22 protein-coding genes and 1 other RNA gene are annotated in these 23,638 nt (G+C 35.6%); 12 read left to right on the forward strand and 11 right to left on the reverse strand.

Translation table 11 applies throughout. The features are described 5' to 3' along the window. Positions 1-49: 49 nt before the first annotated feature. On the reverse strand, positions 50-1,720 hold the full coding sequence (asnB, locus tag PT603_RS08380; protein ID WP_008239373.1) for an asparagine synthase B: 1,671 nt from the start codon (positions 1,718-1,720) through the stop codon (positions 50-52). 236 nt (positions 1,721-1,956) lie between these two features. Here asnB and PT603_RS08385 point away from each other — a divergent pair, with 236 nt between their 5' ends. Further along, positions 1,957-2,499 carry a DUF2911 domain-containing protein gene (locus PT603_RS08385; RefSeq protein WP_008239376.1) on the forward strand — a complete coding sequence of 181 codons (543 nt, stop codon included), beginning with the start codon at positions 1,957-1,959 and terminating at the stop codon, positions 2,497-2,499. A 56-nt stretch (positions 2,500-2,555) separates the two neighbouring features. On the opposite strand, the gene PT603_RS08390 is transcribed toward PT603_RS08385, so the two are convergent. From PT603_RS08390 to PT603_RS08410, 5 genes are all read right to left on the reverse strand, one after another. Further along, positions 2,556-4,175, reverse strand: coding sequence for an amidohydrolase (locus PT603_RS08390; RefSeq protein ID WP_040488697.1), 1,620 nt, complete (start codon positions 4,173-4,175; stop codon positions 2,556-2,558). Positions 4,176-4,302: 127 nt separating this feature from the next. Then, positions 4,303-6,072, reverse strand: coding sequence for a TonB-dependent receptor (locus PT603_RS08395; protein ID WP_008239381.1), 1,770 nt, complete (start codon positions 6,070-6,072; stop codon positions 4,303-4,305). Between the two features lie 14 nt (positions 6,073-6,086). After that, positions 6,087-9,113, reverse strand: coding sequence for a tetratricopeptide repeat protein (locus tag PT603_RS08400; protein WP_008239382.1), 3,027 nt, complete (start codon positions 9,111-9,113; stop codon positions 6,087-6,089). Positions 9,114-9,234: 121 nt separating this feature from the next. Continuing rightward, complete coding sequence (locus PT603_RS08405; RefSeq protein ID WP_008239384.1) at positions 9,235-9,621, reverse strand: hypothetical protein; 387 nt, start codon at positions 9,619-9,621, stop codon at positions 9,235-9,237. Further along, positions 9,618-10,190 carry an RNA polymerase sigma factor gene (locus PT603_RS08410; RefSeq protein WP_008239386.1) on the reverse strand — a complete coding sequence of 191 codons (573 nt, stop codon included), beginning with the start codon at positions 10,188-10,190 and terminating at the stop codon, positions 9,618-9,620. Before PT603_RS08410 ends, PT603_RS08405 begins: the two co-directional genes overlap by 4 nt. Before the next feature lie 125 nt (positions 10,191-10,315). Here PT603_RS08410 and PT603_RS08415 point away from each other — a divergent pair, with 125 nt between their 5' ends. Next, a complete protein-coding gene (locus PT603_RS08415) occupies positions 10,316-10,654 on the forward strand; it encodes a DUF6249 domain-containing protein (protein ID WP_008239388.1) in 339 nt (112 codons plus the stop codon). 146 nt (positions 10,655-10,800) lie between these two features. Then, the gene (locus PT603_RS08420; protein WP_008239390.1) at positions 10,801-11,484 is read left to right on the forward strand and encodes a cell division ATP-binding protein FtsE; all 684 of its coding nucleotides are present in this window, start codon (positions 10,801-10,803) and stop codon (positions 11,482-11,484) included. A 28-nt stretch (positions 11,485-11,512) separates the two neighbouring features. On the opposite strand, the gene PT603_RS08425 is transcribed toward PT603_RS08420, so the two are convergent. After that, on the reverse strand, positions 11,513-11,746 hold the full coding sequence (locus PT603_RS08425) for a hypothetical protein (protein WP_008239392.1): 234 nt from the start codon (positions 11,744-11,746) through the stop codon (positions 11,513-11,515). 48 nt (positions 11,747-11,794) lie between these two features. Further along, positions 11,795-13,600, reverse strand: a complete 1,806-nt coding sequence (gene typA, locus PT603_RS08430; protein WP_008239394.1) for a translational GTPase TypA — start codon at positions 13,598-13,600, stop codon at positions 11,795-11,797. Positions 13,601-13,818: 218 nt separating this feature from the next. Here typA and kdsA point away from each other — a divergent pair, with 218 nt between their 5' ends. Next, complete coding sequence (kdsA, locus tag PT603_RS08435; RefSeq protein ID WP_008239396.1) at positions 13,819-14,637, forward strand: 3-deoxy-8-phosphooctulonate synthase; 819 nt, start codon at positions 13,819-13,821, stop codon at positions 14,635-14,637. A gap of 38 nt (positions 14,638-14,675) precedes the next feature. Here the strand turns inward: kdsA and PT603_RS08440 are convergent, their stop codons facing one another. Beyond that, positions 14,676-15,032, reverse strand: a complete 357-nt coding sequence (locus PT603_RS08440; protein ID WP_008239397.1) for a DUF1801 domain-containing protein — start codon at positions 15,030-15,032, stop codon at positions 14,676-14,678. 77 nt (positions 15,033-15,109) lie between these two features. Here PT603_RS08440 and PT603_RS08445 point away from each other — a divergent pair, with 77 nt between their 5' ends. From PT603_RS08445 to PT603_RS08465, 5 genes are all read left to right on the forward strand, one after another. Then, positions 15,110-15,733 (forward strand): hypothetical protein, encoded by a 624-nt coding sequence (locus tag PT603_RS08445; RefSeq protein WP_008239398.1) that lies wholly within the window; start codon positions 15,110-15,112, stop codon positions 15,731-15,733. 34 nt (positions 15,734-15,767) lie between these two features. Further along, the gene (locus tag PT603_RS08450; RefSeq protein WP_008239400.1) at positions 15,768-16,067 is read left to right on the forward strand and encodes a winged helix-turn-helix domain-containing protein; all 300 of its coding nucleotides are present in this window, start codon (positions 15,768-15,770) and stop codon (positions 16,065-16,067) included. A gap of 51 nt (positions 16,068-16,118) precedes the next feature. Then, positions 16,119-17,492 (forward strand): cell envelope integrity protein CreD, encoded by a 1,374-nt coding sequence (gene creD / locus PT603_RS08455; protein ID WP_008239403.1) that lies wholly within the window; start codon positions 16,119-16,121, stop codon positions 17,490-17,492. A 113-nt stretch (positions 17,493-17,605) separates the two neighbouring features. Continuing rightward, the gene (locus PT603_RS08460; protein WP_008239405.1) at positions 17,606-18,040 is read left to right on the forward strand and encodes an META domain-containing protein; all 435 of its coding nucleotides are present in this window, start codon (positions 17,606-17,608) and stop codon (positions 18,038-18,040) included. A gap of 2 nt (positions 18,041-18,042) precedes the next feature. Continuing rightward, positions 18,043-18,840: an META domain-containing protein gene (locus tag PT603_RS08465; RefSeq protein ID WP_008239408.1), complete on the forward strand. Its 798-nt coding sequence runs from the start codon at positions 18,043-18,045 to the stop codon at positions 18,838-18,840. A 33-nt stretch (positions 18,841-18,873) separates the two neighbouring features. On the opposite strand, the gene PT603_RS08470 is transcribed toward PT603_RS08465, so the two are convergent. After that, positions 18,874-20,079, reverse strand: coding sequence for an NAD(P)-dependent oxidoreductase (locus tag PT603_RS08470; protein WP_040488705.1), 1,206 nt, complete (start codon positions 20,077-20,079; stop codon positions 18,874-18,876). 182 nt (positions 20,080-20,261) lie between these two features. Between PT603_RS08470 and ssrA the strand changes: the two genes are divergently transcribed. Then, positions 20,262-20,661: a transfer-messenger RNA gene (gene ssrA, locus PT603_RS08475) on the forward strand. Between the two features lie 92 nt (positions 20,662-20,753). On the opposite strand, the gene PT603_RS08480 is transcribed toward ssrA, so the two are convergent. Continuing rightward, on the reverse strand, positions 20,754-21,347 hold the full coding sequence (locus PT603_RS08480) for a dihydrofolate reductase family protein (protein WP_008239411.1): 594 nt from the start codon (positions 21,345-21,347) through the stop codon (positions 20,754-20,756). A 164-nt stretch (positions 21,348-21,511) separates the two neighbouring features. Here PT603_RS08480 and PT603_RS08485 point away from each other — a divergent pair, with 164 nt between their 5' ends. Next, entirely contained in the window at positions 21,512-21,901 is a 390-nt protein-coding gene (locus PT603_RS08485; RefSeq protein WP_008239412.1) for a hypothetical protein, read from the forward strand. A 96-nt stretch (positions 21,902-21,997) separates the two neighbouring features. Continuing rightward, positions 21,998-23,629, forward strand: coding sequence for a bifunctional metallophosphatase/5'-nucleotidase (locus PT603_RS08490; protein WP_008239414.1), 1,632 nt, complete (start codon positions 21,998-22,000; stop codon positions 23,627-23,629). Positions 23,630-23,638: the final 9 nt, after the last annotated feature.

The following is a 23,638-nucleotide window of genomic DNA, read 5'->3' on the forward strand; positions in this document are numbered from 1 at the left end:
TCACCTTTCAGTGAGCTCATTTAAATCAGCAATTATATATGAATAGCAATTATTTTTCGTATGCATCGGCATGCACCTTGGCAACAGCCCTACCTGAAGGGTCGTTCATATTTTTAAACGCCTCATCCCATTCCAGAGCTATTTTCGTACTACAAGCCACTGATGGTTCTTGAGGCACACATAAGGCTGCAGCATCACTAGGAAAATGCTCAGCAAAAATTGAACGGTAATAAAATTCCTCCTTAGAGGTAGGCGTCTGTAAAGGAAAACGATATTTAGCATTAGCTAGTTGCTCATCTGTAACTTCTTCACTAACAACCTTCTTAAGAGTATCTATCCAACTATACCCAACTCCATCCGAAAATTGCTCCTTTTGTCTCCAAGCGACACTTTCAGGTAAATAGGATTCAAACGCCTTACGAACAACCCACTTTTCCATACGTTCACCATTAATCATCTTATCCTTTGGATTAAGACGCATGGCTACGTCCATAAACTCCTTATCTAAAAAGGGCACCCTTCCTTCTATCCCCCATGCTGCTAAACTTTTATTGGCTCGCAAACAATCATACATATGAAGCTTATCTAATTTTCGAACTGTTTCTTCATGAAATTCCTGAGCATTAGGAGCTTTATGAAAATAAAGATATCCTCCAAAAAGTTCATCCGCCCCTTCGCCTGACAATACCATTTTTATCCCCATTGATTTGATTACGCGTGCCATAAGATACATCGGGGTTGAGGCCCTTACCGTGGTAATATCATAGGTTTCAAGGTTATAAATCACATCTCGTATAGCATCCAACCCTTCTTGAATAGTAAATTTAATTTCATGATGTATTGTCCCTATATGTTCTGCTACTTTACGTGCAGCAGCTAAATCTGGAGACCCCTCCAAACCTACCGAGAACGAATGTAATTGGGGCCACCAAGCTTCAGTAGTATCATCACTTTCAATACGCTTTTGAGCATATTTTTTAGCAATCGCAGACGTTACTGAAGAATCTAACCCACCAGACAACAACACTCCGTATGGAACATCACTCATCAATTGACGATGAACAGCCGCTTCAAGGGCATCACGCACCTGCTCAACACTAGTTTCGTTATCTTTTACAGCTTCATATTCCACCCAATCTCGCTTATACCATCTTACAAAAACTCCATCAGTACTAGACAGATAATGACCTGGAGGAAATAATTGAATTTTAGTACATACTCCTTCTAGAGCTTTTAACTCAGAGGCTACATAAAATGTTCCATTAGCGTCCCAACCGACATATAAAGGAATTATCCCAATGTGATCACGTGCAATAAAATAGGAATCTTGTTCAACATCATATAATGCAAACCCAAAAATCCCATTCATCTCATCCAAAAAATGAACTCCCTTTTCCTTATACAAGGCCAATATAACTTCACAATCTGATTCTGTTTGAAAAGAATAAGATTCTTTCAATTGCTTACGCAATTCTCTGTGGTTATAAATTTCCCCGTTGGCCGCCAAAACCAGCTTTCTATCTTCACTAAATAAAGGTTGCTTTCCTGAAGCTGGATCTACAATTGCCAAACGCTCATGCGCCATAATAGCTTTTTCATCATTATAAATTCCACTCCAATCAGGACCTCTATGACGTATCTTTTTAGACATCTCCAACACTTGCGGTCTTAATACCGCTGCCTTTTCCTTTAGATCAAAAGCACAAACAATTCCACACATAACAATTACTTCTAATTTGAATGCAAATATTAACTTAAGATTTCACTTTAAAAACAAACAACATTAAATATATTACATTTTAAAACAAAAAATAGTACTATTCGATTAATTCGAAACAATTAACACCTCTTACTAAGAACTTATTATTAAAAATTGAAAGCTGGCACAATTTTTATATTACAATTGAAGTTATCTTAGTAATTCTTAAATCAGTTAACCCATTTAAAATTATTTATATGAAACCACTAATTACTATGGCTTTAATTTGCCTATTCACTGCCTTTTCAACAACTAATGCCATCGCTCAAAAATTCCCTTCTATAGACAAGAGCCCTCATGATATCAGTTACTACCGTGCAGATCGAAATGCGCCTCCAACAATGAAAATTGTGTACGGAAGACCACTAAAAAATGGGCGAACCATTTTTGGAGGAATAATACCATACGACAAAGTGTGGCGTACAGGAGCTAATGAAGCCACCGAAATTACTTTTTATAAAGATGTTGTATTTGGAGGACAAGCCGTTAAAGCGGGAACTTATTCGTTGTTTACTATTCCTGGAAAAAAAGAGTGGACTTTCATACTTAATAAAGATTTAGATATCTGGGGAGCCTACTCTTATAAAGAGGACTTGGATGTAGCGCGCGTTGTTGTACCGGTTGAAAAATTAGAAGATACTATTGAAGCTTTTTCAATCACTTTTTCTGGTTCAGAAAGCGGAGTTGATTTAGTTCTAGGGTGGGACACCACGAAGACCTCGGTTACTATTGAACTTTAAACTACTACAATATAATTGTAAATAATAGAGCCGTGTAAAACACGGCTCTATTATTATTAGTTAACTTGCTTACCTCCCAGATACGTTTGTTCTACCTTCATCATTAAAACCTCATCAATAGGCACCCTCATTATATCCTTATCTAAAACAATAAAATCAGCCCATTTACCTATCTCAATACTTCCCTTCTCCTTCTCTTCAAAATTAGAATAAGCACTCCATATGGTCATACCACGTAAAGCTTCCTGTCTACTAAGCGCATCCTTCATTTGAAATCCTTCCTGAGGAAACAGCTTTGAATCCTTCCGAGCAACAGCAGCATAGAAAGTATGAAATGGATTCACCTGTTCTACTGGAAAATCAGTTCCCAAAGCAACTAATCCTGCCTTTTCCAACAAGGTCTTATAAGCATATGCACCTTGCATACGACTACTTCCTATGCGCTCCTCCGCCCAATACATATCACTTGTTGCATGTGTTGGTTGAATTGAAGGAATAATACCTTTAGAGAAATAATCAAAATCGTTTACATCAACAATCTGCGCATGTTCAATTTTCCATCTGCGATCTCCCTTTCCTTGCAAAGCAGATTGATACGCTTTGAGAATAACTACATTAGCAGAATCTCCAATTGCATGAGAATTCATTTGGTAATCACTTTCAGCAATGCGTTTTGCCAAATGATTCACTTCCTCAGAGGTGGTCACCATAGCCCCGAAGTGATTATGTTTATCACTATAAGACGCTTTCATTGCTGCTCCTCGAGATCCAAGCGCCCCATCTCCATATACCTTTACAGATCGCACATGTAACTTTTCTGTTTTTACGATACCTTTAGGTAAATAATAATCTAGATTATTTGAAGTAGCACTTACCATTGCATATACACGCATATCTAATAATCCTACTTGTTGCAAGCTATCAATAAGCTCTATAACATCTCGATCAAGTCCTGCATCATTTACAGTTGTAAGACCATACTTAAAGCAAACCTCTTGAGCATCTAACAAAGCATTTATTTGCATCTCTCGATTTGCCACTGGCATTACCTTGTCAACAAGCCCCATTGGACTATCAACAAGAATACCTGTTGGCTCACCATTATGCAACTCTACAAAGCCACCAGGAACCATTGTTCTAGCATCTATCCCAGCCATTTCCAATGCTTTTTGATTAACAAGATACGCATGACCATCTATACGCTCCAATACAACGGGAGTATCAGGAAAAAGTTGATCCAATCTTTCCTTTGAAGGGAACAATTTTACTTCCCAATCATTTTGATCCCACCCTCTTCCTCTTAATACAACTGATTTATTTTCTTTTTGAAAAGCAACCATGCGTTGAATCACTTCCTCAAAGCTTGATGTTCCCGATAAATCTGCTATTTGACGGTTCATTCCCAATCCATAGAAATGACAATGAGCATCAATAAACCCTGGAACAATTGTTTTACCCTCAGCGTCTAATATTCTAGAAGAAGTATACCTATTCTGGATTTCCTCTTCATTTCCAATGGCTACAAATCTCCCATCTTCAATAGCAAAAGCACTAGCAGTAGAAAAAACTGAATCTACTGTGTAGACATTCGCATTAATAACCAAAAAATCAACTTCCTTTTTATTCGGAGCACAGCTCATTAAAAGCCCCCCTATGATTAATATTAGTTTTCTCATTTTAAATAAAATTTAATCAACAGAATTAACTATTGTATAGACATCGTCTAAAATACAAAAAGCATCTGTTCAAACAGATGCTTTTCTACACATATTCGCTTCCGCGAAAATAGACAGACGTGCTTAGTTACAGATCAAACTTATAAATGGCCCCACCCAATATTTGAAGACCTTGTACCTGATAATCCATCCAACGCGCATAGGTATTGCTCGTAAGATTATTAACTTTCACAAAAGCTGAAAGCTGTTTATTAAAACGATAACCGACATTAAAATTAACATCAAAATAACTATCTAACGTTATTTGCTGTGGAGCTTCATAGGTTGGGTCATTTGGCGATAGTAATTGGTTTTTAGAAAACATATCTTCACGTTCCCCCATATAAAATAAATTAGCACCTGCATACCACTGTTCATTAATCTGATAATCCATAAAAAACGATCCTCGAATCTTTGGTAAATTCCAAGCTTCCTCTTCTTCTGAAAGGGTATACTTCATAACCTCCGCATTAATACCTAATGTAAAATCCCTATTAATATCAACAGAAAGCTCCCCAAAACCAGAAAACGTTTTCACATGATCGTACACTATTCCAAACGAATTCCCATATTTATACCCAAAAGAATCTCCTGTGGTATCCATTGGATTTGATAAAAACAGGGCACGGTCTCTAGCGGCTGTATAACTTCCTTTAAAATGATATCCAAGATTAGGTAAAAATTTTCCCTTAATACCTGCATAAGCATCGTACTGCATATCAGTAGGTCTGATAGTAAGAGTAGGAGATACAAATGGATTTTCATCAACAAAGGCACGGTAACTATTCTGTTCTAAACCTCCTTCGATACCTCCATAAATAGTAACATACTCATCAATCAATCGATAGGATGCTGTAATTTGAGGATAGATGTATAGATTTCCATCATTGGCTTTTGTATCTCTTCCATAAAAAATTGAAGCTCCTAATTTCAAGGTTACATCATCCTTTTTCAATTCAAAACTAGGTGTAGCCCCAGCTAATAGATACCCGTAATCTATACCATTACTTCCTTCAAAATTACGATTAAAATTTCCATTAAGATAATCAGCCGTAAGGACTAGTTGTATGTTTTCGTTTGAAGATGGAATACTAAATTTAGGTTTAAAAACAAATCGAGTTTCGTTACTATCAAACCTATCCCACATACCATTTACTAACAACTCAGCACTCTCAAAAATGGCATCCTCGAATTCAACTTTAGCCCCTACCTCGGCTCCTAAATATCGTTGATGCACGTCTGACATATCATTCAAAGCTACATTTATAAATTGTTCTTGTGGAATTCCATACCAGTTATAGACTTTATGCAAGGCTCCGGCCCGAATTCCCCATGCCATATCCCTATCTCTGTAGGTATAGCCTAGATCAATTTTTGAATCAAAAAAATGATCCTCCACCAATACATCAGCAATCCCTCCTTGAGAGGAATGATGACGAACTCCCACATCAAAAGCATCATTCCTACTTAAGGTCATTCCTGTGTAAAAATCAAATACTACATTTGAATAATTTCCTACCCCCAGAGATGCATACGAATTATAAAGTTGTTCTTTAGGTCCTTTCCGTACTGAAGAAGCAACTCCCTTTGCTGGCGTAAATGTTGAAGCCACTGGAACAGAAAAAATAGTATATTTAATTTTCTTTTTAGTAAGAATAATTGAATCGCTAATAGATGGAAGCTCACGCAATTTAAATGCATCAGCTATTGAAGGTGTATATGGCTTAACAACATTAATTACTTCCGTTCCTAATGGTTTATCCTGAGCATTTACAACTGATGTAATTAATAAGGCTGAAAAAATATATTGGAGCTTTCGCATAAATTTAAATCTTGAATTAACATTTAGTGTTTTCATCTTGGAAATCAGTTTTAGTTACCATCAGGATTAACCGATGCATTTCTTTTAGATTCCTCGTTTTTGATACGTGCTAGTTCCGAAGATGCCTCAGCTACGATATCCGGATACTCCGCAAAATTTTGCACCACACTATCCAAAATGTAGGTAGCTTGATAAGCATCACCCAACGCATAAAAGTTTTTAGCCATTAGGACTAAACCGCGAGCACTAAACTCTTTATAACCGCCAAACTCTTTAGCTAAATTCTGTACTGCCTGATTTGAAGCATCATACTTATCTTCTTTATGTTTAAAGTAAGCATCATAATACAAGGCCTCTGCAGCCAATCCACCTGTAGCAACTTTCCTAACTTCTGCGTAGGCTGTCTTAGCCCTATTTTCATCACCTGTCTGCATTGAAGATCTGGCAATCATGATATGAGCATCACTTTTTATTCTATTGTCTACTCCTTTAGCACTTAATACTTTTTCTGCATATGAGATGGTTTCACTATAATCTTTCATCTCATAATAAATTTTCATAAGATTGGACTGAGCATAGGTAATATTCTGAGACACATTGGATTCATTTTCCAAACGTTTCAACAATGGTATAGCTTTATTGGTATTTTGATCATCCAAATATAGCTGGCTCAATCTAGCTAAAGACTGCTCTGTATATTCATTTTTACCTCGGTCAACCACGTACTCATAATGAGGAACAGATTGTGACTTTTGATTTTTAGAAAAATACAACTGTGCTAGGTAAAAATTCGCTTGTAAAGCATGAAGCCCACTTGGAAACTCGCGAACATATCCCTCGAAACCTTTAATGGCAGCATCAGGTTTATTTTGAAGGTATTGTCTTTCAGCTGACTCAAATGTTGCATTATCCAATTCAGCATTAGTAACTTCAACAAAGTCAAGGCCTTTTACCCAAGCTGCATATTCATCTACACGTCCCAAATCAACATAAATCAATTTTGCAGTTGCCACTGCTTGTGAAGCCTCCTGTGTGTTAGGGTAATCACGAGCTATAGATTTGAACTTCATCAAAGCTTGTTCGTTTTGATTTCCATTGTAATACACCAACCCTTCTCGTAATAATGCTCTTGGGACAAAAGCACTATTCCTATACTCACTCACTAATCTATTGTATACATCAATACCTTTGGAGGTCTGATTCTCTAATATATAGGTATTCCCCAATTCAAACATTGCATCTTGTCTCAAATGTGACTTTGGATATGCATTTACAAACTTATTGAGTTCTTCGATCTTTGTCGCATTACGATTTACAAAACCATAACTTATAGCTTTTTGAAAATGTGCATAATCTGTATCTGGCCCTTTCATCGCAATAGCCTTGTTATAAGCTTCCATTGCTGGCCAATAAGATCGGTTTACAAAATGGCTATCTCCTAAACGCAACCAAGCATCTACTAATCGTGAGTTATCACTTGAATTCTTATTTACATAGTTGTTAAAATGGCTTGCCGACTGTTGATAGTTCTTTTGATTAAAATAAGCATATGCAATGCTGTATTCTATGTTCGAAAATTCTGGCGTAGTCGAGGCTATTGAATTCTGTTGAAATTGTCTATACCCTATTAAGGCCGCCTCATAGTTTCCAAGTAAATAATCTGTTTCAGCCTTCCAATAGGTAGCCTTTGCTATAAAACTATTATCACGAGGTTCTTTAAGTGATTTCTCAAAATAAGATTTAGCCTCATGATATTTCTCATCATTGAACAATTCAATTCCTCTGTAATATGAAACTCTCTGATACACCTCTTTACTAGCAAAATTTCGATTGTTTTCCAACAAATCCAAAGCCGCTTCATAATTACGAGAAGTAATGTATGAATCCACTAGCAAGCTCTCCATCTCTTCTTTTTGAGGGCTAGCAGGATAGGTTTTCAAAAACGTCAATAAGACCTGAGGAACACTCTCATAAGGATTACCTATTTCGTAACTTAAACGTGCATAATTAAGATAGGCATCTTGCTGGATTTGCGGATTAAAAGTCATTTGCGATGCATTCCTAAAAGCATTTAGCGCTTGCTGCTTCTTATCCGTATTAAGGTAACATTCTGCTAGGTGATAATAGGCATTTTGCGACACGGAATTCTGTCCATCGATAATTTTATTAAACTGATTTATGGCACTCTCGTAATCATTCCCTTTGTAATATGAATATCCCAACAAATAAAAATCAGTATTATTAAATTTGCCTTTTTTTCCTTTATAATTAGTTAGAAATGGAATGGCCTTATCATATTCTTTCAAATTGAAATAACTCTCTCCTATAATTTTATTAAGTTCAGAGACCTCATCAGCATCGTTTGATTTCTGTAACTGATTAGTTGCTTGTTCAATAGCTTTATTAAAATCACCAGTTTTAAAGCTCATATCTGCTTGATAATAGGATAATTTTTCACTAAGCTGCTCATCCGTTTGAATTTGATCAAAATATTGATTTGCCTGACGATAATCATCCGATTGATACGCCATATAACCTATATAATATTTAGCTTGAGCCCCATAAGTAGGCGTATGGGTTACCGTCTCAAAATATGCACGAGAATCCTTGTACTTTTTAGCTGTAAATAATGCATATCCCTTATTAAAATTAAATCGCTCACGTTCTTTATGACTCATATTACTCTCCATGACTCTATCATACCATTTTAGAGCTTGGGGATATTTTCCTTGTTCAAAGTAATAATCAGCCACATCTATGTAGGCAGTATTCCGTTTTGTAGAGGTAGGATAATCCGCCACAAAGTCCTCCATTAGCTTATCAGCACCAATCTTATTTAACCTTATAGCACTATTTGCAATATAGTAGGCGCAATTTGCTTGGGTTTCTTCATCGGTAGCTTTTTCTTTTACAGAAGTAAAAAGTGCTTGTGCCGCTTGATACTGTTTATTATTATACAGTGTAAGGGCATCCTGAAAATCTTTTTGTGAATGGGTGTAAATTTTTGACTGCTGTGCAAATGTCGAAGCTGAAAAGCAAAACAGCGCCAACAGCCTTAGGAAGCTTGTCTTTTTCATACGGTTTTTTTACTAAATTCAAATTTAGGCAAACATCAAACTATTAACGCAAGAATCGTGCTATAATTATATTTAATTGAATTTTGTCACAAACCCTATTTCACCCCTATTGGATTTCTAATCACTTTTTTGAGTTACGACCATGTAAATATTTTATCAGATACACCTCTAAAATAATCATAAACAAGATAACTAGGATACTAGAACTTACCGTTGATGAAAACTCTAAAACGTCAAATGCATTTTGAAGAGCCTCACTGACAGAATTAGCAACTTTTGAAGAATCTTTAAAAGAAAATGTATAACCAAACAAGACCACAAGTCCCATAGCAATTAAATACCATGAACGAGTACTTATAAGTGGCCTGTATACAAAGACCTTGTGGCTAGCAGCCACCACTTTCCGCATCACATTATTTACAAAACTAGGAGATGGCTCATCAAGTCTCTGTTCCGTAATTACTTTCCTTACAAAATCATCTAATTGTTTTTCTTCTTGAGTGCTCATGACCGTTCAATTAATAATCCCATTTTATGCTTCAATATATCAAACAGCTTTTTACGACTGCGAAATAATTTTACTTTAATATTATCCATAGAAATCATCACAATTTCACTAATTTCTCTCAAAGACATCTCCTCAAAATAATATAGAGTTACTATCATTTGTTCATCTTCGTTTAATTGTGATAGTGCTTGATGAATCAACTTAGAGCGCTCTTCCTGTTCAATACTAACAAGAACATTATCAATCAACCCAATTTCCCCTTCATGTAATTCATCAATAATTTCTGAAGTAACCATCCTTTTCTGATCCTTAATTTTATCTAAACAAGTGTGATAAACAATTCTATATAACCAAGTTGAGAACTTTGAATCCCCCTTAAACCCATTTAGCGACTTAAAGCACTTCACAAATGCTTCTTGAGCCGCATCCTCAGCCTCCTCTCTATTATGCAATATCCTAAAAGCCATAGTAAAAACCATATTCTGGTATTTATGAACCAAATATGAATATGCATTTACATCCCCATTAAGAATGCGCCCTATATAAATATGGTCTTGTTGGTTAGTCATATGCTAATATGACTTTGAATTTACAAAATTGGTTACAGATTAAATTAAAAAAAAATAAACTGATTTTGTAACCACCTAACCGCTTTCTCTGTCATAATGGTAAACAATTCATAAAATCAGAAAACATGGAACCAGTTATTGTATTTGTTAGTTTATTTTTTGCCATCTTCGCAATTGCCTATTTACATTACTCAACCCGTAATAAGGAGCGCCTTGCATTAATTGAAAAGGGAGCAGATGCCTCTATTTTTTTTAACAAGGATCAGAAGACTGCTCCTGTCTGGAAGATCTTTTTACTTAACCTTTCCTTGTTACTAATTGGTGTAGGTGTAGGAATCTTTTTGGCTTCATTTATGCATTACCAACTCAATTTAGAAAGATCTGTTGCGTACCCAGGAACCATTTTCCTATTATCGGGTATAGGACTTTTTATAGGTTTCCATTTGAGTAAAAAACTAGACTAAGCATTTTTTTATCAAGGATCGTAAAGCCATTTACAATTGTAAATGGCTTTATTTCTGTTTTGCAATTTAACTTTAATTCAATATTTTTTTTTGAATCGACGTTTTAGTTGTTACCTTTATCGCTCTACTTTATATATAACAATTATATGGCCGAAACCATTTTAGAATTGCGTGATGCTTCTATTTTCCAAAAGGAAAATCTGGTACTTAGTGACGTAAACCTACGTGTAGAAAAAGGTGAATTCGTTTATCTCATTGGAAAGACTGGTAGTGGAAAAAGTAGTTTCATGAAAACTCTTTATGGTGATATACCTCTAACAGATGGTAATGGTCGTGTCGTTGACTTTGATTTAAGAACACTTAAAGAAAAAGATATTCCTTTTTTACGTCGCAAATTAGGAATCGTATTTCAAGACTTTAAACTACTACCTGATCGTACAGTACATGCCAATTTTGAATTTGTATTAAAAGCTACAGGATGGAAAGATATAAGTGAAATCAATCATCAAATTGATATTGTTCTGGATAAAGTAGATATGAAAACCAAAGGATTTAAGTTTCCCCATGAATTATCTGGAGGTGAGCAACAACGTGTAGCCATTGCAAGAGCTCTGCTAAATGATCCAGAGCTTATTTTAGCAGATGAACCTACAGGAAACCTTGACCCACAAACTAGTGTTGAGGTAATGAAATTATTAAGAGATATAAATGCCAATGGTCGAACCATACTTATGGCCACGCACGATTACGCCCTCTTACTAAAGTTCCCTTCCAAGACACTTAAATGTGATGGAGGTAAGATTTTCGAAGTCGTGCAAAAGAGTGTGTAATACTCTCTATTTCAAATTCACCTCTCAATTAATTCTGCTTTTTGAAAAACAGATAATAGGAATTCATGGCGACTATAAATCCATTGGTAATAATGATAGGCCAGGAAGTAGATAACATAAATCCATAAATTATAAAGGCGATACAACCAAATGAATTTACAATACGTAAACTCCTTACGTTTTTAAGTGCAAAAGAAATCATGAGTAACAGTGATGCCAAGTACCCAACACCATCCGTAAGTGTTATTCCAAATAGTTCCATAAAAGTAAAAGTAAAAAAAATCCGCTCAATATGAGCGGATTTTCCATATTATCCAAAGCTTTTCTCCATTCGTTTACGTTCATTCTCGTCAAGATAGATCTTACGTAATCGCATCGTCTTAGGAGTTACTTCCACATATTCATCTTTTTGGATGTATTCCAATGCCTCTTCCAATGAGAACTTAATTGGAGGAGCCAAACGTACTTTATCATCTGCACCAGCTGATCGGATATTAGTCAATTTCTTGGTTTTAGTAACATTTACAACCATATCATCACTTCGTGAATTCTCTCCAATTACCTGTCCAGTGTAGATTTCTTCACCTGGAAAAATAAAAAATTTCCCTCTGTCTTGAAGTTTATCCATTGAGTATGGTATAGAAGTTCCTTTTTCCATGGAAATCAAAGAACCATTAATACGCCCTGGTATTTCCCCTCTAAAAGGTTGATATTCCAAAAATCGATGGTTCATAATAGCTTCTCCTGCAGTGGCGGTTAATAGTTGATTTCTCAAGCCAATAATCCCTCTTGAAGGAATAAGAAACTTCATAATCATACGTTCCCCTTTAGGTTCCATACTTAACATTTCCCCTTTACGTACAGTTACCATTTCAACTGCTTTTCCTGACACATCCTCAGGTAGGTCAATAGTAAGCTCCTCTACAGGCTCACACTTTACACCATCTATTTCCTTAATTATAACCTGAGGCTGTCCGATTTGAAGCTCATACCCCTCACGTCGCATTGTTTCAATTAAAACTGATAAATGCAACACACCACGTCCATACACCATAAATTTATCAGCGCTATCTGTGGATTCAACGCGTAAAGCCAAGTTTTTCTCCAATTCACGCTCTAAACGTTCTTTAATATGTCGGGATGTAACAAACTTACCATCCTTACCAAAGAAAGGAGAGTCATTAATCGTAAACAACATACTCATTGTAGGCTCATCTATAGCAATGGTCGGCAATGCTTCTGGGTTTTCGAAATCTGCAATTGTATCTCCAATTTCAAATCCTTCCAAACCAGCAATGGCACATATATCACCTGCTTGCACTTCTTCCACCTTTTTACGTCCTAGTCCATCAAAGGTATGAAGCTCTTTAATTTTTGATTTAACAACCTTACCATCTCTTTTTACTAAAGACACATTCATAGCTGAACGTAATACACCTCTTTGTAAACGACCGATTGCAATACGTCCGGTAAATGATGAATAATCCAACGAAGTTATAAGCATCTGGGTAGACCCTTCCTCTATTACAGGTGAAGGGATATGCTCAACAACCATATCCAATAAAGGTTCAATATTGGAAGTCTGCTTTTTCCAATCTTCACTCATCCAATTGTTCTTAGCAGAACCATATACGGTAGGAAAATCCAGCTGCCATTCTTCAGCTCCCAATTCAAACATTAGGTCAAATACCGCCTCATGAACTTCCTCTGGAGTACAGTTCTCCTTGTCTACTTTATTAACAACCACTATAGGTTTCAACTTCATTTGTATTGCTTTTTGAAGAACAAATCGAGTCTGTGGCATTGGCCCCTCGAATGCATCAACTAATAGCAGTACACCATCAGCCATATTGAGGACACGTTCTACTTCTCCTCCAAAATCAGCGTGGCCTGGAGTATCAATAATGTTAATCTTGGTACCTTTATATTGCACCGAAACGTTCTTAGAAAGAATGGTAATTCCGCGTTCGCGTTCCAAGTCATTGTTATCTAAAATAAGCTCTCCTGTTTCCTGATTTTCACGGAAGAGCGCACAGTGGTGCAAGATTTTATCGACCAAGGTTGTTTTGCCGTGGTCAACGTGGGCAATAATGGCAATATTCTTAATAGTTGTCATAGTGGAATTTTAAGGGCGCAAAGGTACATTTTATTTGTTCATTTTTACACACTAGATAAAAGATAATCTTTTGTTAATCATTCGGCTATGCCCTTTATCTTTCAAAAACCCCTGTTTTTTAGGGCTCTTTTTTAAAAAAATGTGCTTAAGTAAAAGCATTTCAGAAATATAAATAAGACAGAAATTACATTGTATATTTGCACTTCAAAATACAAACTATGCAATTAGATAGAATTTCTCAGATAAAACACACGGATAGTGGTAACTTTTTCTTGCTTTGTGGACCTTGTGCCATAGAAGGTGAAGAAATGGCATTACGAATCGCGGAAAAAGTAGTTACCATCACTGATAAATTGCAGATTCCATATGTGTTCAAAGGAAGCTTCAAAAAAGCCAATCGTAGTAGAGTAGATTCCTTTACTGGAATTGGTGATGAAAAAGCCTTGAGAATCCTTCGCAAAGTGTCCGAAACTTTCAATGTACCCACGGTGACTGACATTCATGAGATAAGTGATGCTAAAATGGCTGCCGAGTATGTGGATATACTCCAAATTCCAGCTTTTTTAGTACGCCAAACTGATTTAGTGGTTGCAGCGGCTCAAACTGGGAAGACAGTGAACCTTAAAAAGGGACAATTCATGAGCCCAGAAAGCATGAAACATGCTGTACAAAAAGTAATTGACAGTAGTAATGAACAGGTTATGATTACAGATCGTGGCACTATGTTCGGATATCAAGACATGATTGTTGATTTCAGAGGAATCCCAACTATGAAACAATACGCCCCTGTTGTACTTGACGTGACCCACTCATTACAGCAACCGAATCAGACAAGTGGTGTTACTGGAGGTAGACCGGACATGATAGAAACTATTGCTAGAGCAGGAATTGCTACTGGTGCTGATGGTATTTTCATTGAGACTCATTTCGACCCATCAAATGCAAAAAGTGATGGTGCAAATATGCTTCATCTTGATTACCTAGAAAATCTGCTAACGCATCTGGTCGCCATACGCAAAACCATTAATACATTTTAATATACTCAAGCCCGCCTAAAGCGGGTTTTTTTATACAATTACTTCTTGTAATATTCAGCCGCTTCCATTATCACAGCAACTAACACCTGATCATCAATAGAATTCTGATCCGAATATCGCAAGGATTTAAATGTTTTTCTCCCGCCACCAGCAACTAACAATTCTTGATATTGCTGCAATTGAAAACCCTTATTAAAGGCCAAATCCACATATCGTCTCTTATGACTTGCGTTCAAAAAACAAAATGGTTTCCCTTGTAAGTAGTAATATGGAATGGACCACTTAAACTTCAATTGAACTTCCGGCAAAACAGACTCAATAATGGCACTTAATTGTACTAAAATAGACCGATAAGGTTCTGGTTGATGTATAATATAGGATTGAGCAGGATTCATTATTCAAATATATTTAAAAATACTTCTTGCAAAATTCAGAAATATAATTTTACTTTGCTTTTCAAAGTACTTTACTCATGGAGTCGAAAAAATATCTTGAAGACATCTCTGAGATCAAAAATATGATGAACCGATCAACTCGGTTTCTATCATTGAGTGGTCTCTCCGGAATTCTAGCCGGCGTGTATGCCCTTATTGGTTCGTACGTTGCCTTTACTATTTTACAGGAGATTCAATACGAGCAAAATAGCTTTCGGAGGATTTTAATTTCTTTTGATGCGATCGATCAACTGTTATTATTAGCAGCAATCATTGCCCTTGCTGCGATACTTACTGGTATTCTTTTGTCTTACAGAAAAGCCAAACGTTTAAATGAAAAATTATGGAATCAAACAGCTAAGAGAATGCTTTTAAATTTTAGCATTCCTTTAGTGAGTGGAGGTATATTCTGCATAGCGCTCCTCATTCATGATGAATTTGGACTTATTGCTCCAGCAACCCTGCTTTTTTATGGTTTCGCCTGCATAAATGCTTCCAAATACACCTTAGGAGACATACACAATTTAGGTATTACTTGTATCATACTTGGTCTGCTTTCAGCATTTTTTATAGGATACGGTCTTTTATTTTGGGCTCTTGGCTTTGGAGTATGTCACATTTTATACGGAGCTATAATGTATTTTAAGTATGAAAAAAAATAAGTATTCCGTCTAGCACTACCTAAATAGGTTTTCCATGAAAAATATAATAACAAACATTAATAAAAGTTTTGATCATCGAATTAGGTTGGGAATTATGTCGATACTTATGGTTAATGATTTCATGGATTTTAATAACCTAAAAGAATATTTAGAAGTAACTGATGGTAACCTAGCAAGTCATCTAAAAGCATTAGAAAAAGATGAATTTATTATTGTAGAAAAGCTATTTATTGGTAGGAAGCCCAACACACGCTATCAGGCTACTAATTTAGGTCGTAAAGAGTTTCAAAAACATATTAATGCACTAGAACTACTTATCAAGAATCAAAAATAATTTTTTTAACCACTTACTTTGAATTTCAAAGTTCTTTTAATCCTCAAAAAAATGAAAGAATTAAACGACATCTCCAAACAAACTAGCCGTTTTAGAGCCTCTTTGACTGTAAAAATGTTCACAATAGGGTTTCTTATTCTTATTTTACTCATCCCATTATTTTTTATTCAAAATCTAATTCAAGAACGAGCTTACAGAAAAGAATCTACAATTAATGAAATAAACAAAAAATGGGGAAGTAATCTCATACTTTCAGGACCGATCGTAAAAATCCCATATATTGACTATATCGAAACTATAAAAATCGACGATAATACTCAGAAAACTTTCCATGAAAAGGTGGCAAAAACACAATACGCTTACTTCTTACCTGAAAAACTAAATATCGACACTAAAGCTGATGCTATAAAAAAAGGATATAGTATCTATGAAACATCTGTGTATAACGCGCAAATAAACGCCAATGGTCTATTCACACTACCCCTCTTTAGTAAAGACATTCCGAAGGAAAATATTCTATGGGACCAAGCTATTATAATGATTCAAACTACTAATTTAAAAGGAATTAAAAACGAAGTAACACTCAAATTGGGCGATAGTACATTGAAATTTATGCCTAGGTTCATGGAACAGCAGAATAACAATGTTAGCACTACTTTTCAAACTCTTGAAAGCGACCTTCTAACGGCGTCACTTTTTGATCAACATGATGCAATCCCATTTTCCTTTACAATGTCAGTTAAAGGAAGTAAAGGAATTCACTTTATCCCTATAGGCAAGGAAACAATAGTTGATATGAAGTCCAATTGGAAAGCGCCAAGTTTTAATGGCAATTTCCTACCAGAAGAAGATAGTACTTCAAATATAGATGAGAATGGTTTTAAAGCTCATTGGAATATATTCCATACAAATAGGCAATTTGAACAACAATTCTTTGGACACCTACCAGACTTAAGCGAATTTTCCTTTGGAGTAGAACTTATTGTCCCCCTTGATGAATATCAGAAAAGCGAACGTTCCACGAAATACGGATTAATGATTATTTCGTTAACGTTTCTAGTCTTTTTCATTATTCAGGCAGTAAGCAAAATAAACATTCACCCTTTTCAATATCTCATGATTGGACTTGCACTAACCATGTTTTACACACTACTGATTTCCATCTCTGAGCACGAAAGTTTCCTAAAAGGATATCTCATAGCAGGAATTGCAGTTGTGACATTAATATCCCTGTACACCAAAAGCGTATTAAAAATGTGGAAATTTTCGCTGTTAGTTTTTTGTTCCCTCTCTTCCTTATATACTTTTGTTTTTGTTATTATTCAACTTGAAAATTATGCACTCCTTGTCGGAAGCATTGGTTTATTTATCATTTTATCTTTAGTTATGTATTTTTCTAGAAAAATTGATTGGTCAAACAACTAACATTCAACAAAATAAAATTAGTTAACAAAAAATTAAGTATATTACTATCATAGATTTCCTTTTTTGGTCTGATTTTGGCATGGCCAAGTATACTAATTATAACAATGTATAGTATGAAAAAGTTATTCCCATCCTTCGTTTTGCTATTTATGGCTTCAATGTTTTCATCTTGTGGAAGCACATCCACTATTTCCATGGATACCCTATCAGCCAGTGCATGGGAATTGGAATATATAACCGGAACTCGCATTGCATTTGAAGGACTCTTTCCAGAAAAAAAGCCAACATTGGATTTTAGACTTGGCAAAGGAGTATTAGGTGGTAATACTGGGTGTAATGGATTTTCAACCAGTGTTTCAATTAATGGTGATAAAATTAAGATTGATGAGAATCACCCAATGACAATGCGCTACTGTGAAGGTGGCGGCGAACAACAATTCCTTAAAATGTTGTACAAAGCGGATCAATTTAAAATCGATGAGGACGGTAAACTAGTTTTATTAATGAACGGAATTGAATCAATGAGATTCCACAAAATTAACGATTAGCTATGATAAAGAAAATTACATTTCTGGCAACAATAGTATTTATATTATTACTTTCGTCATGTAAATCAACAGAAAATAAATCTGAAAATACACCTGTGAGTGACAAAATAATCGAAACAACAGAGGTTGAAAACAATACCATCGAGAATTACTTTAAAGGAACTGGAACAGAGCCTTTTTGGGGATTAAAGATTAGTAACGATATGATTGAATTCACTTCACTTGTAGAAGGGTTTGAATCATTCAAAACACCTCATGTAGAGCCTATTTTAGCAGCGGATGCCAATGTTAAAATGTATCGAGTTACGACAGAAAGTGTTTCTATGAGAATTGAAATCATTCAAGGTGAATGCTCAGATAATATGTCTGATAATATATATTCATATAAAGTAACTGTGGAAATTACTCGAAGTAAAGATAAAGCTCCTACTCTTTTTAAAGGCTGTGGAAATTACATCACCGACTATCGATTAAATGATTTATGGGTATTAGAAGAAATACAAGGAAGTCGAGTAATTGCCACAAATGGTAAAGAACTTCCAAACATGGAAATTAATTCGGCCAAAAATAACTTTAGCGGATATGCGGGATGTAACCGCATGAGTGGTCAAATTTTTTCTGAAAAAAAGTTAATTCGATTTCAAAAAATCGCAGTTACAAAAATGATGTGTCCTGATGATCAAAATGAAGTAGCTTTCCTAAAAGCACTTCAAAAAGTAACTCAATATGAGATAAAAAACAATCGATTGTATTTGTCGAACCCAGACGAACAACTACTCGTATTTAAAAAAATTGACTAAATTAAAAGTCGGGAGGTCCCCGACTTTTTTTTATTATCCATCCACATAGTCCTGTAAATATGAAAAGGCTGGTGTTAATTTACCATGCCTTGTCATGCAGGCACGTTCTAATATACCTTCTTTATCATTATCAAAAAATGCTGGAATTACGTGCTTTAAGAACATTTCAGCAAACCCTTCACTGGCATCTCTTGGCAATTCACAAGGTAAATTGTCAACAGCCATCACAGCAATAGCTCCTTCAAAGGTGTAATCTGTTTCATCTCCCGTTTTGGGATCATAACCGTAAATGGGATTAGCTATTGTTGAAGGCCGTATAGTGGTGGCAACCGGTCCATCAATATCACAACTTACATCAGCCACTACTTTTATCGAAAAGCTAGGATGTTTCACATCCATTTTTGTGTATAAAAAAGGGGCTTTATCTCCATAAAAATGGCCCGCGATATAAAAATCTGTTACTTTCGCAAAACGCATAAAGTTGGATTTATATGCCTCAGGATTCTGGTAAAAGTCCTTCTTCCCAAGTTTACGACCATCCTTACGTTTGTTGTATTTCATTACATCAATCTGACAGTAAACGGGTGTTGAAAATGATTGAGATCGAAAAGCCCTCGAAGAAACTTTTTTTATTCCCATTGCGTCTAACATTTCTTTGGCACCATTACCTACTCTTCCTTTTCCAGTCAATAGAATCTTAATATTAGGTATTTCATTTTTGATATTGCACAACTCAGCTATCAGCTCCTGTTGATTATGCAAGTTTTCAGCCTTAGGTAAATTATAAGAGCCAAACTTTAAACCCCAAGCTCTAAACCCATTATAGGCACCGACAATACCCGCATAACGACCAAATGCCACTAATCGCTGGCCCTTGGAATCTTTAATAACTTCATGATCATATAACTCAATATTCTTATCTAGGACAGCCTGAAGAAGTTTACGATTATACGGCTGTTTTTTAATGGTATGTGAAAAGAAAAAATACTTTTTATTTGGGATCAGCGCCTCAATGGGCACTTCTTTAACTCCTAGAAGTACATCACAATCTTGTACATCAGTAACAACTGATACACCTAATTCCTCATACTCTTTATCTTTATAGATTCGGATATCAGATGATTCCACTACAAATTCAGCTTCTGGAAATTGTTCAACAGCCTTTTTACAAGCCTGCGGAGGGAGCACAACCCTTTTATCAGGCGGATTTTTTCGTTCCTTTATGATGGCAAATTTAATCGACATGTACTTTTTATAACTTTAATTGTTACTATTGTTTCAAATATAACAATTAAGCGCAGGTTTGACAAGATTTTTTTTGGAATACTTTTTGGTATATATTTGCAGCACCTTATCTCTTAAGGTTAGAAGTATTTCTTTTTAGAATATACACCTACTTTAAGAATCGTTCTTTATTTATTGGGGTCGACTGGTTTTGACAGCGAGTCGAATTGAATTGTAAGCATGTCGAGCTAAGAAACTAATGCTCGTAAATATCTGTTTCACCATTTTTAAATGGCGAGAATAACTACGCTCTTGCTGCCTAATCTGAATTATAGTAGGATATTGGCCTAGTTCCCACCAGGTGGGAAGGCGAGATGTCTCTGGGAAGCCCTTGTTGACGGCGTCCCGATTTGAGGCACCATAAAAGTCAACATAGAAACCAAACAGCTTCGGTGCGGTTTTAAATTCTAAAGAGGCTAAGCGTGTAGTAGGCGGTTTTCGGCCGGCTACCCGATGAAAAATAAGCGAGAACTAAGCATGTAGAAAGCAATTTGATTGCTTGTTTGGACGAGGGTTCGAGCCCCTCCGACTCCACTTTGTACGCATTATTGTACTAAAAAGGCGACCATGCGGTTGCCTTTTTTAATTTCATTGGATACCAAATACATGTCATATTTTAGCAATATCTTTTAACCACTAATTATTCCTGATTTCACTTCCCCTAATCGCTGATAATTCATCAGAAGAACTCCAGTCGTGGTTATGTTGCTTTCCATTAAGGTAAATGAAATAGGTAATGAATTGCCGTCGAATAATCTTTTACCTTTTCCCAAGACAATCGGATAAATCTTTAGTCTAAGTTCATCCACTAATCCGTGAGAGAATAACAAATGAACTAATTCACTACTACCCCAAACCTGAATATCTGATTCTTCAGACCTTTTAATATTTTCAATAGCGCTAATTGTATTTATAAAAATAGAATTATTCCAGGTGGAAGAACTTCTTGACTTAGAAAACACATACTTCTTACCTGAATTAATACCAGGCCAGAACTTTGTATTATAAGGCCAATAGCTTTCCCAAATTTCAAATGTTTTTCTCCCAAGAAGATAAACCGCCGGCCTTAATTCTTCTTGTAAGGATTTACTAAATATCTTATCACCATATGGAGCAGTCCAACCACCATAATTGAACCCTCCAGAACTATCCTCCTTATCCCCTCCAGGGGCCTGAATAACTCCATCTAATGAAATCATAGATAACACAATAATTTTACCCATAAGTTTAAAAAAAACAAGTACTACTTTAAACCATTAATAATGGTTTACCTTTAACTAAAGATACAATATTTACATAGTTCATTTCAAAAGTTGTAATCCATTTTCCGATCTGTAACCAAAGTAACATTCTATAAGGTAGATTTACCGTATCATTGCAACATTGGATGATCTCAAAAGAAAAAAACATATACACTATACTTAGCTGGGGATTTGGCTTATGTTTAGCCATCGTTTTACTAACCTCACCTTGTGCTGTTCGAAATAGTATCACAGATGCTATAGGACTAGAACACACTTCTGTTACAAGTAAATCAAAATCAACCAGTATCCAAAATCAATCATGTAATCTTGTAGATTTTCAAGGATCAATTGTTGTATTGGAACAATCAATCCCCTTTTCCTTAATTTCTTTCGATCCTTCACTACAGTACACGTATTTAGCACTAAATACCCGAGAATTTCCGAAAGTATCGCAATTTGTGCAATGGGCACAAAGTGTAAAAATTCCTTTTTATATTCTATATCAGAATCGAAAGCTTCATTTACCACTTTAGCTATCTAAATAAGCAGTGTACATTACTTTCAATACTGCATCTTCTCTATATTTAAATTAGTAAAGCGCTATTAGCGTATAACAAACACTTACCATTATGCACAAAATCAGCATTTTGATTGTAGTTTCTGTTATTTCCCTATCCTGCTCCTTTTCTACTAAGAAGCAAGAAAAAACGACAAAAAATAACATTGCGACAATCACCATATTACACACCTCAGACATTCATGGTCAACTTTTTCCCCATGACGAACTATTTTGGGAAAATGAACAAATAACTTTCAAAAAATTAGGGGGTCTTGCTCATATGAAAACCTTGTTTGAGAAAGAAAAATCAAAAAACCCCGAAGGGACAATCATTCTTGACGGAGGAGATCTTATTCAAGGAAGTGCTGTTGCGGCCTTATCTAAGGGAGCCGCATTTGGTCCTATAATAAAAGCCATGGAATATGATTTTCTAATTCCCGGAAACTGGGAGGTCGTGTATGGAAAAGAACAAATGATGAGGGTCCTTGAATCCTTTGAAACGCCCATAATTTCAGGTAATATGTACCATGAATCTACTGGAAAACACATATATGCACCCTACATTATTAAAGAAATTAAAGGTGTAAAACTTGGGTTTATTGCTTACAACGACCCTGAAATTCCTATTAGACAAAACCCTTCATTCAGTAAAGGGATCCGCTTTGATCCAGTTCAAGAGAATTTATCCAAACTCATCAAAGAATTAAAAGAAGAAAAAAAAGTTGATATCCTTTTTTTAGTTACTCATATTGGAATTAGTAAACAATATGATTTAGCCAACCAACCCTATTTGGAACAGGTTGATTATATACTTGGGAATGATACACATGAACGTATTCGAAAACCTATAAAGGGGAAATACACAAAAATTACAGAACCAGGGGCTTTTGCTTCCTTTGTCGGCAAACTTTCTTTAAAAGTTAAAAATGGAACCATTATTGAAGAAAACTACAACCTTATCGAAGTGGAACCAAAAATATACCCATCGAATGCTATTGTTGCCTCTAAAATAGAAGCAGCAGTAGCTCCTTATACTTCTATTACTGAAGACATAATAGGCTACACCTCTACTCCATTATATCGCTATTTTGTAGTGGAAAACCCAATGGACAATTTTATCACAGATGCATTACGCTGGAAAACAGGCACTGATATAGCCATCTCTAACGGTTTTAGATTTAGCCCTCCTATTAATGTTGAAAAAAATGGAAAGGCAGCAATTACAAAGGGTCATTTATGGAACATGGTCCCTGTTAATGAAAATGTAAAAATTGGAAAGGCATCTGGAAAACAAATTAAAAACTGGCTAGAAAATGAAATTCACAATGTGTTTGCCAAGAATCCTACTGAGCGTTTCGGCGGATGGTTATTACGGTTTTCAGGAATGGAGCTTTTATTTTATTCAAATAAAGAAAAAGGACAGCGTATAGCTGAGATAAAAATCAACCATATTCCTTTAGATGAAAAAAAACTATATACAATTGCGGCATGCAGACGTGAGGGCGAACCTATGCACATGTTATGCCGAATGCCTCACGCCATTGACACTAAAATAATGGATTACACCATACATGATGTCTTAGAAGACTATCTAAAGGAAAAAGGTACTATTGCTCCTGTAAACGATGGTCGAGCCCGAGCTATCGATTTACCTCCTAATGTACTTTCTCAGCTACCAGGAACTGATTATCATTTTCATTAATATACATTT

This window comes from Imtechella halotolerans, from assembly GCF_028743515.2.
In the GTDB taxonomy this organism is placed as follows: Bacteria; Bacteroidota; Bacteroidia; order Flavobacteriales; family Flavobacteriaceae; genus Imtechella; species Imtechella halotolerans.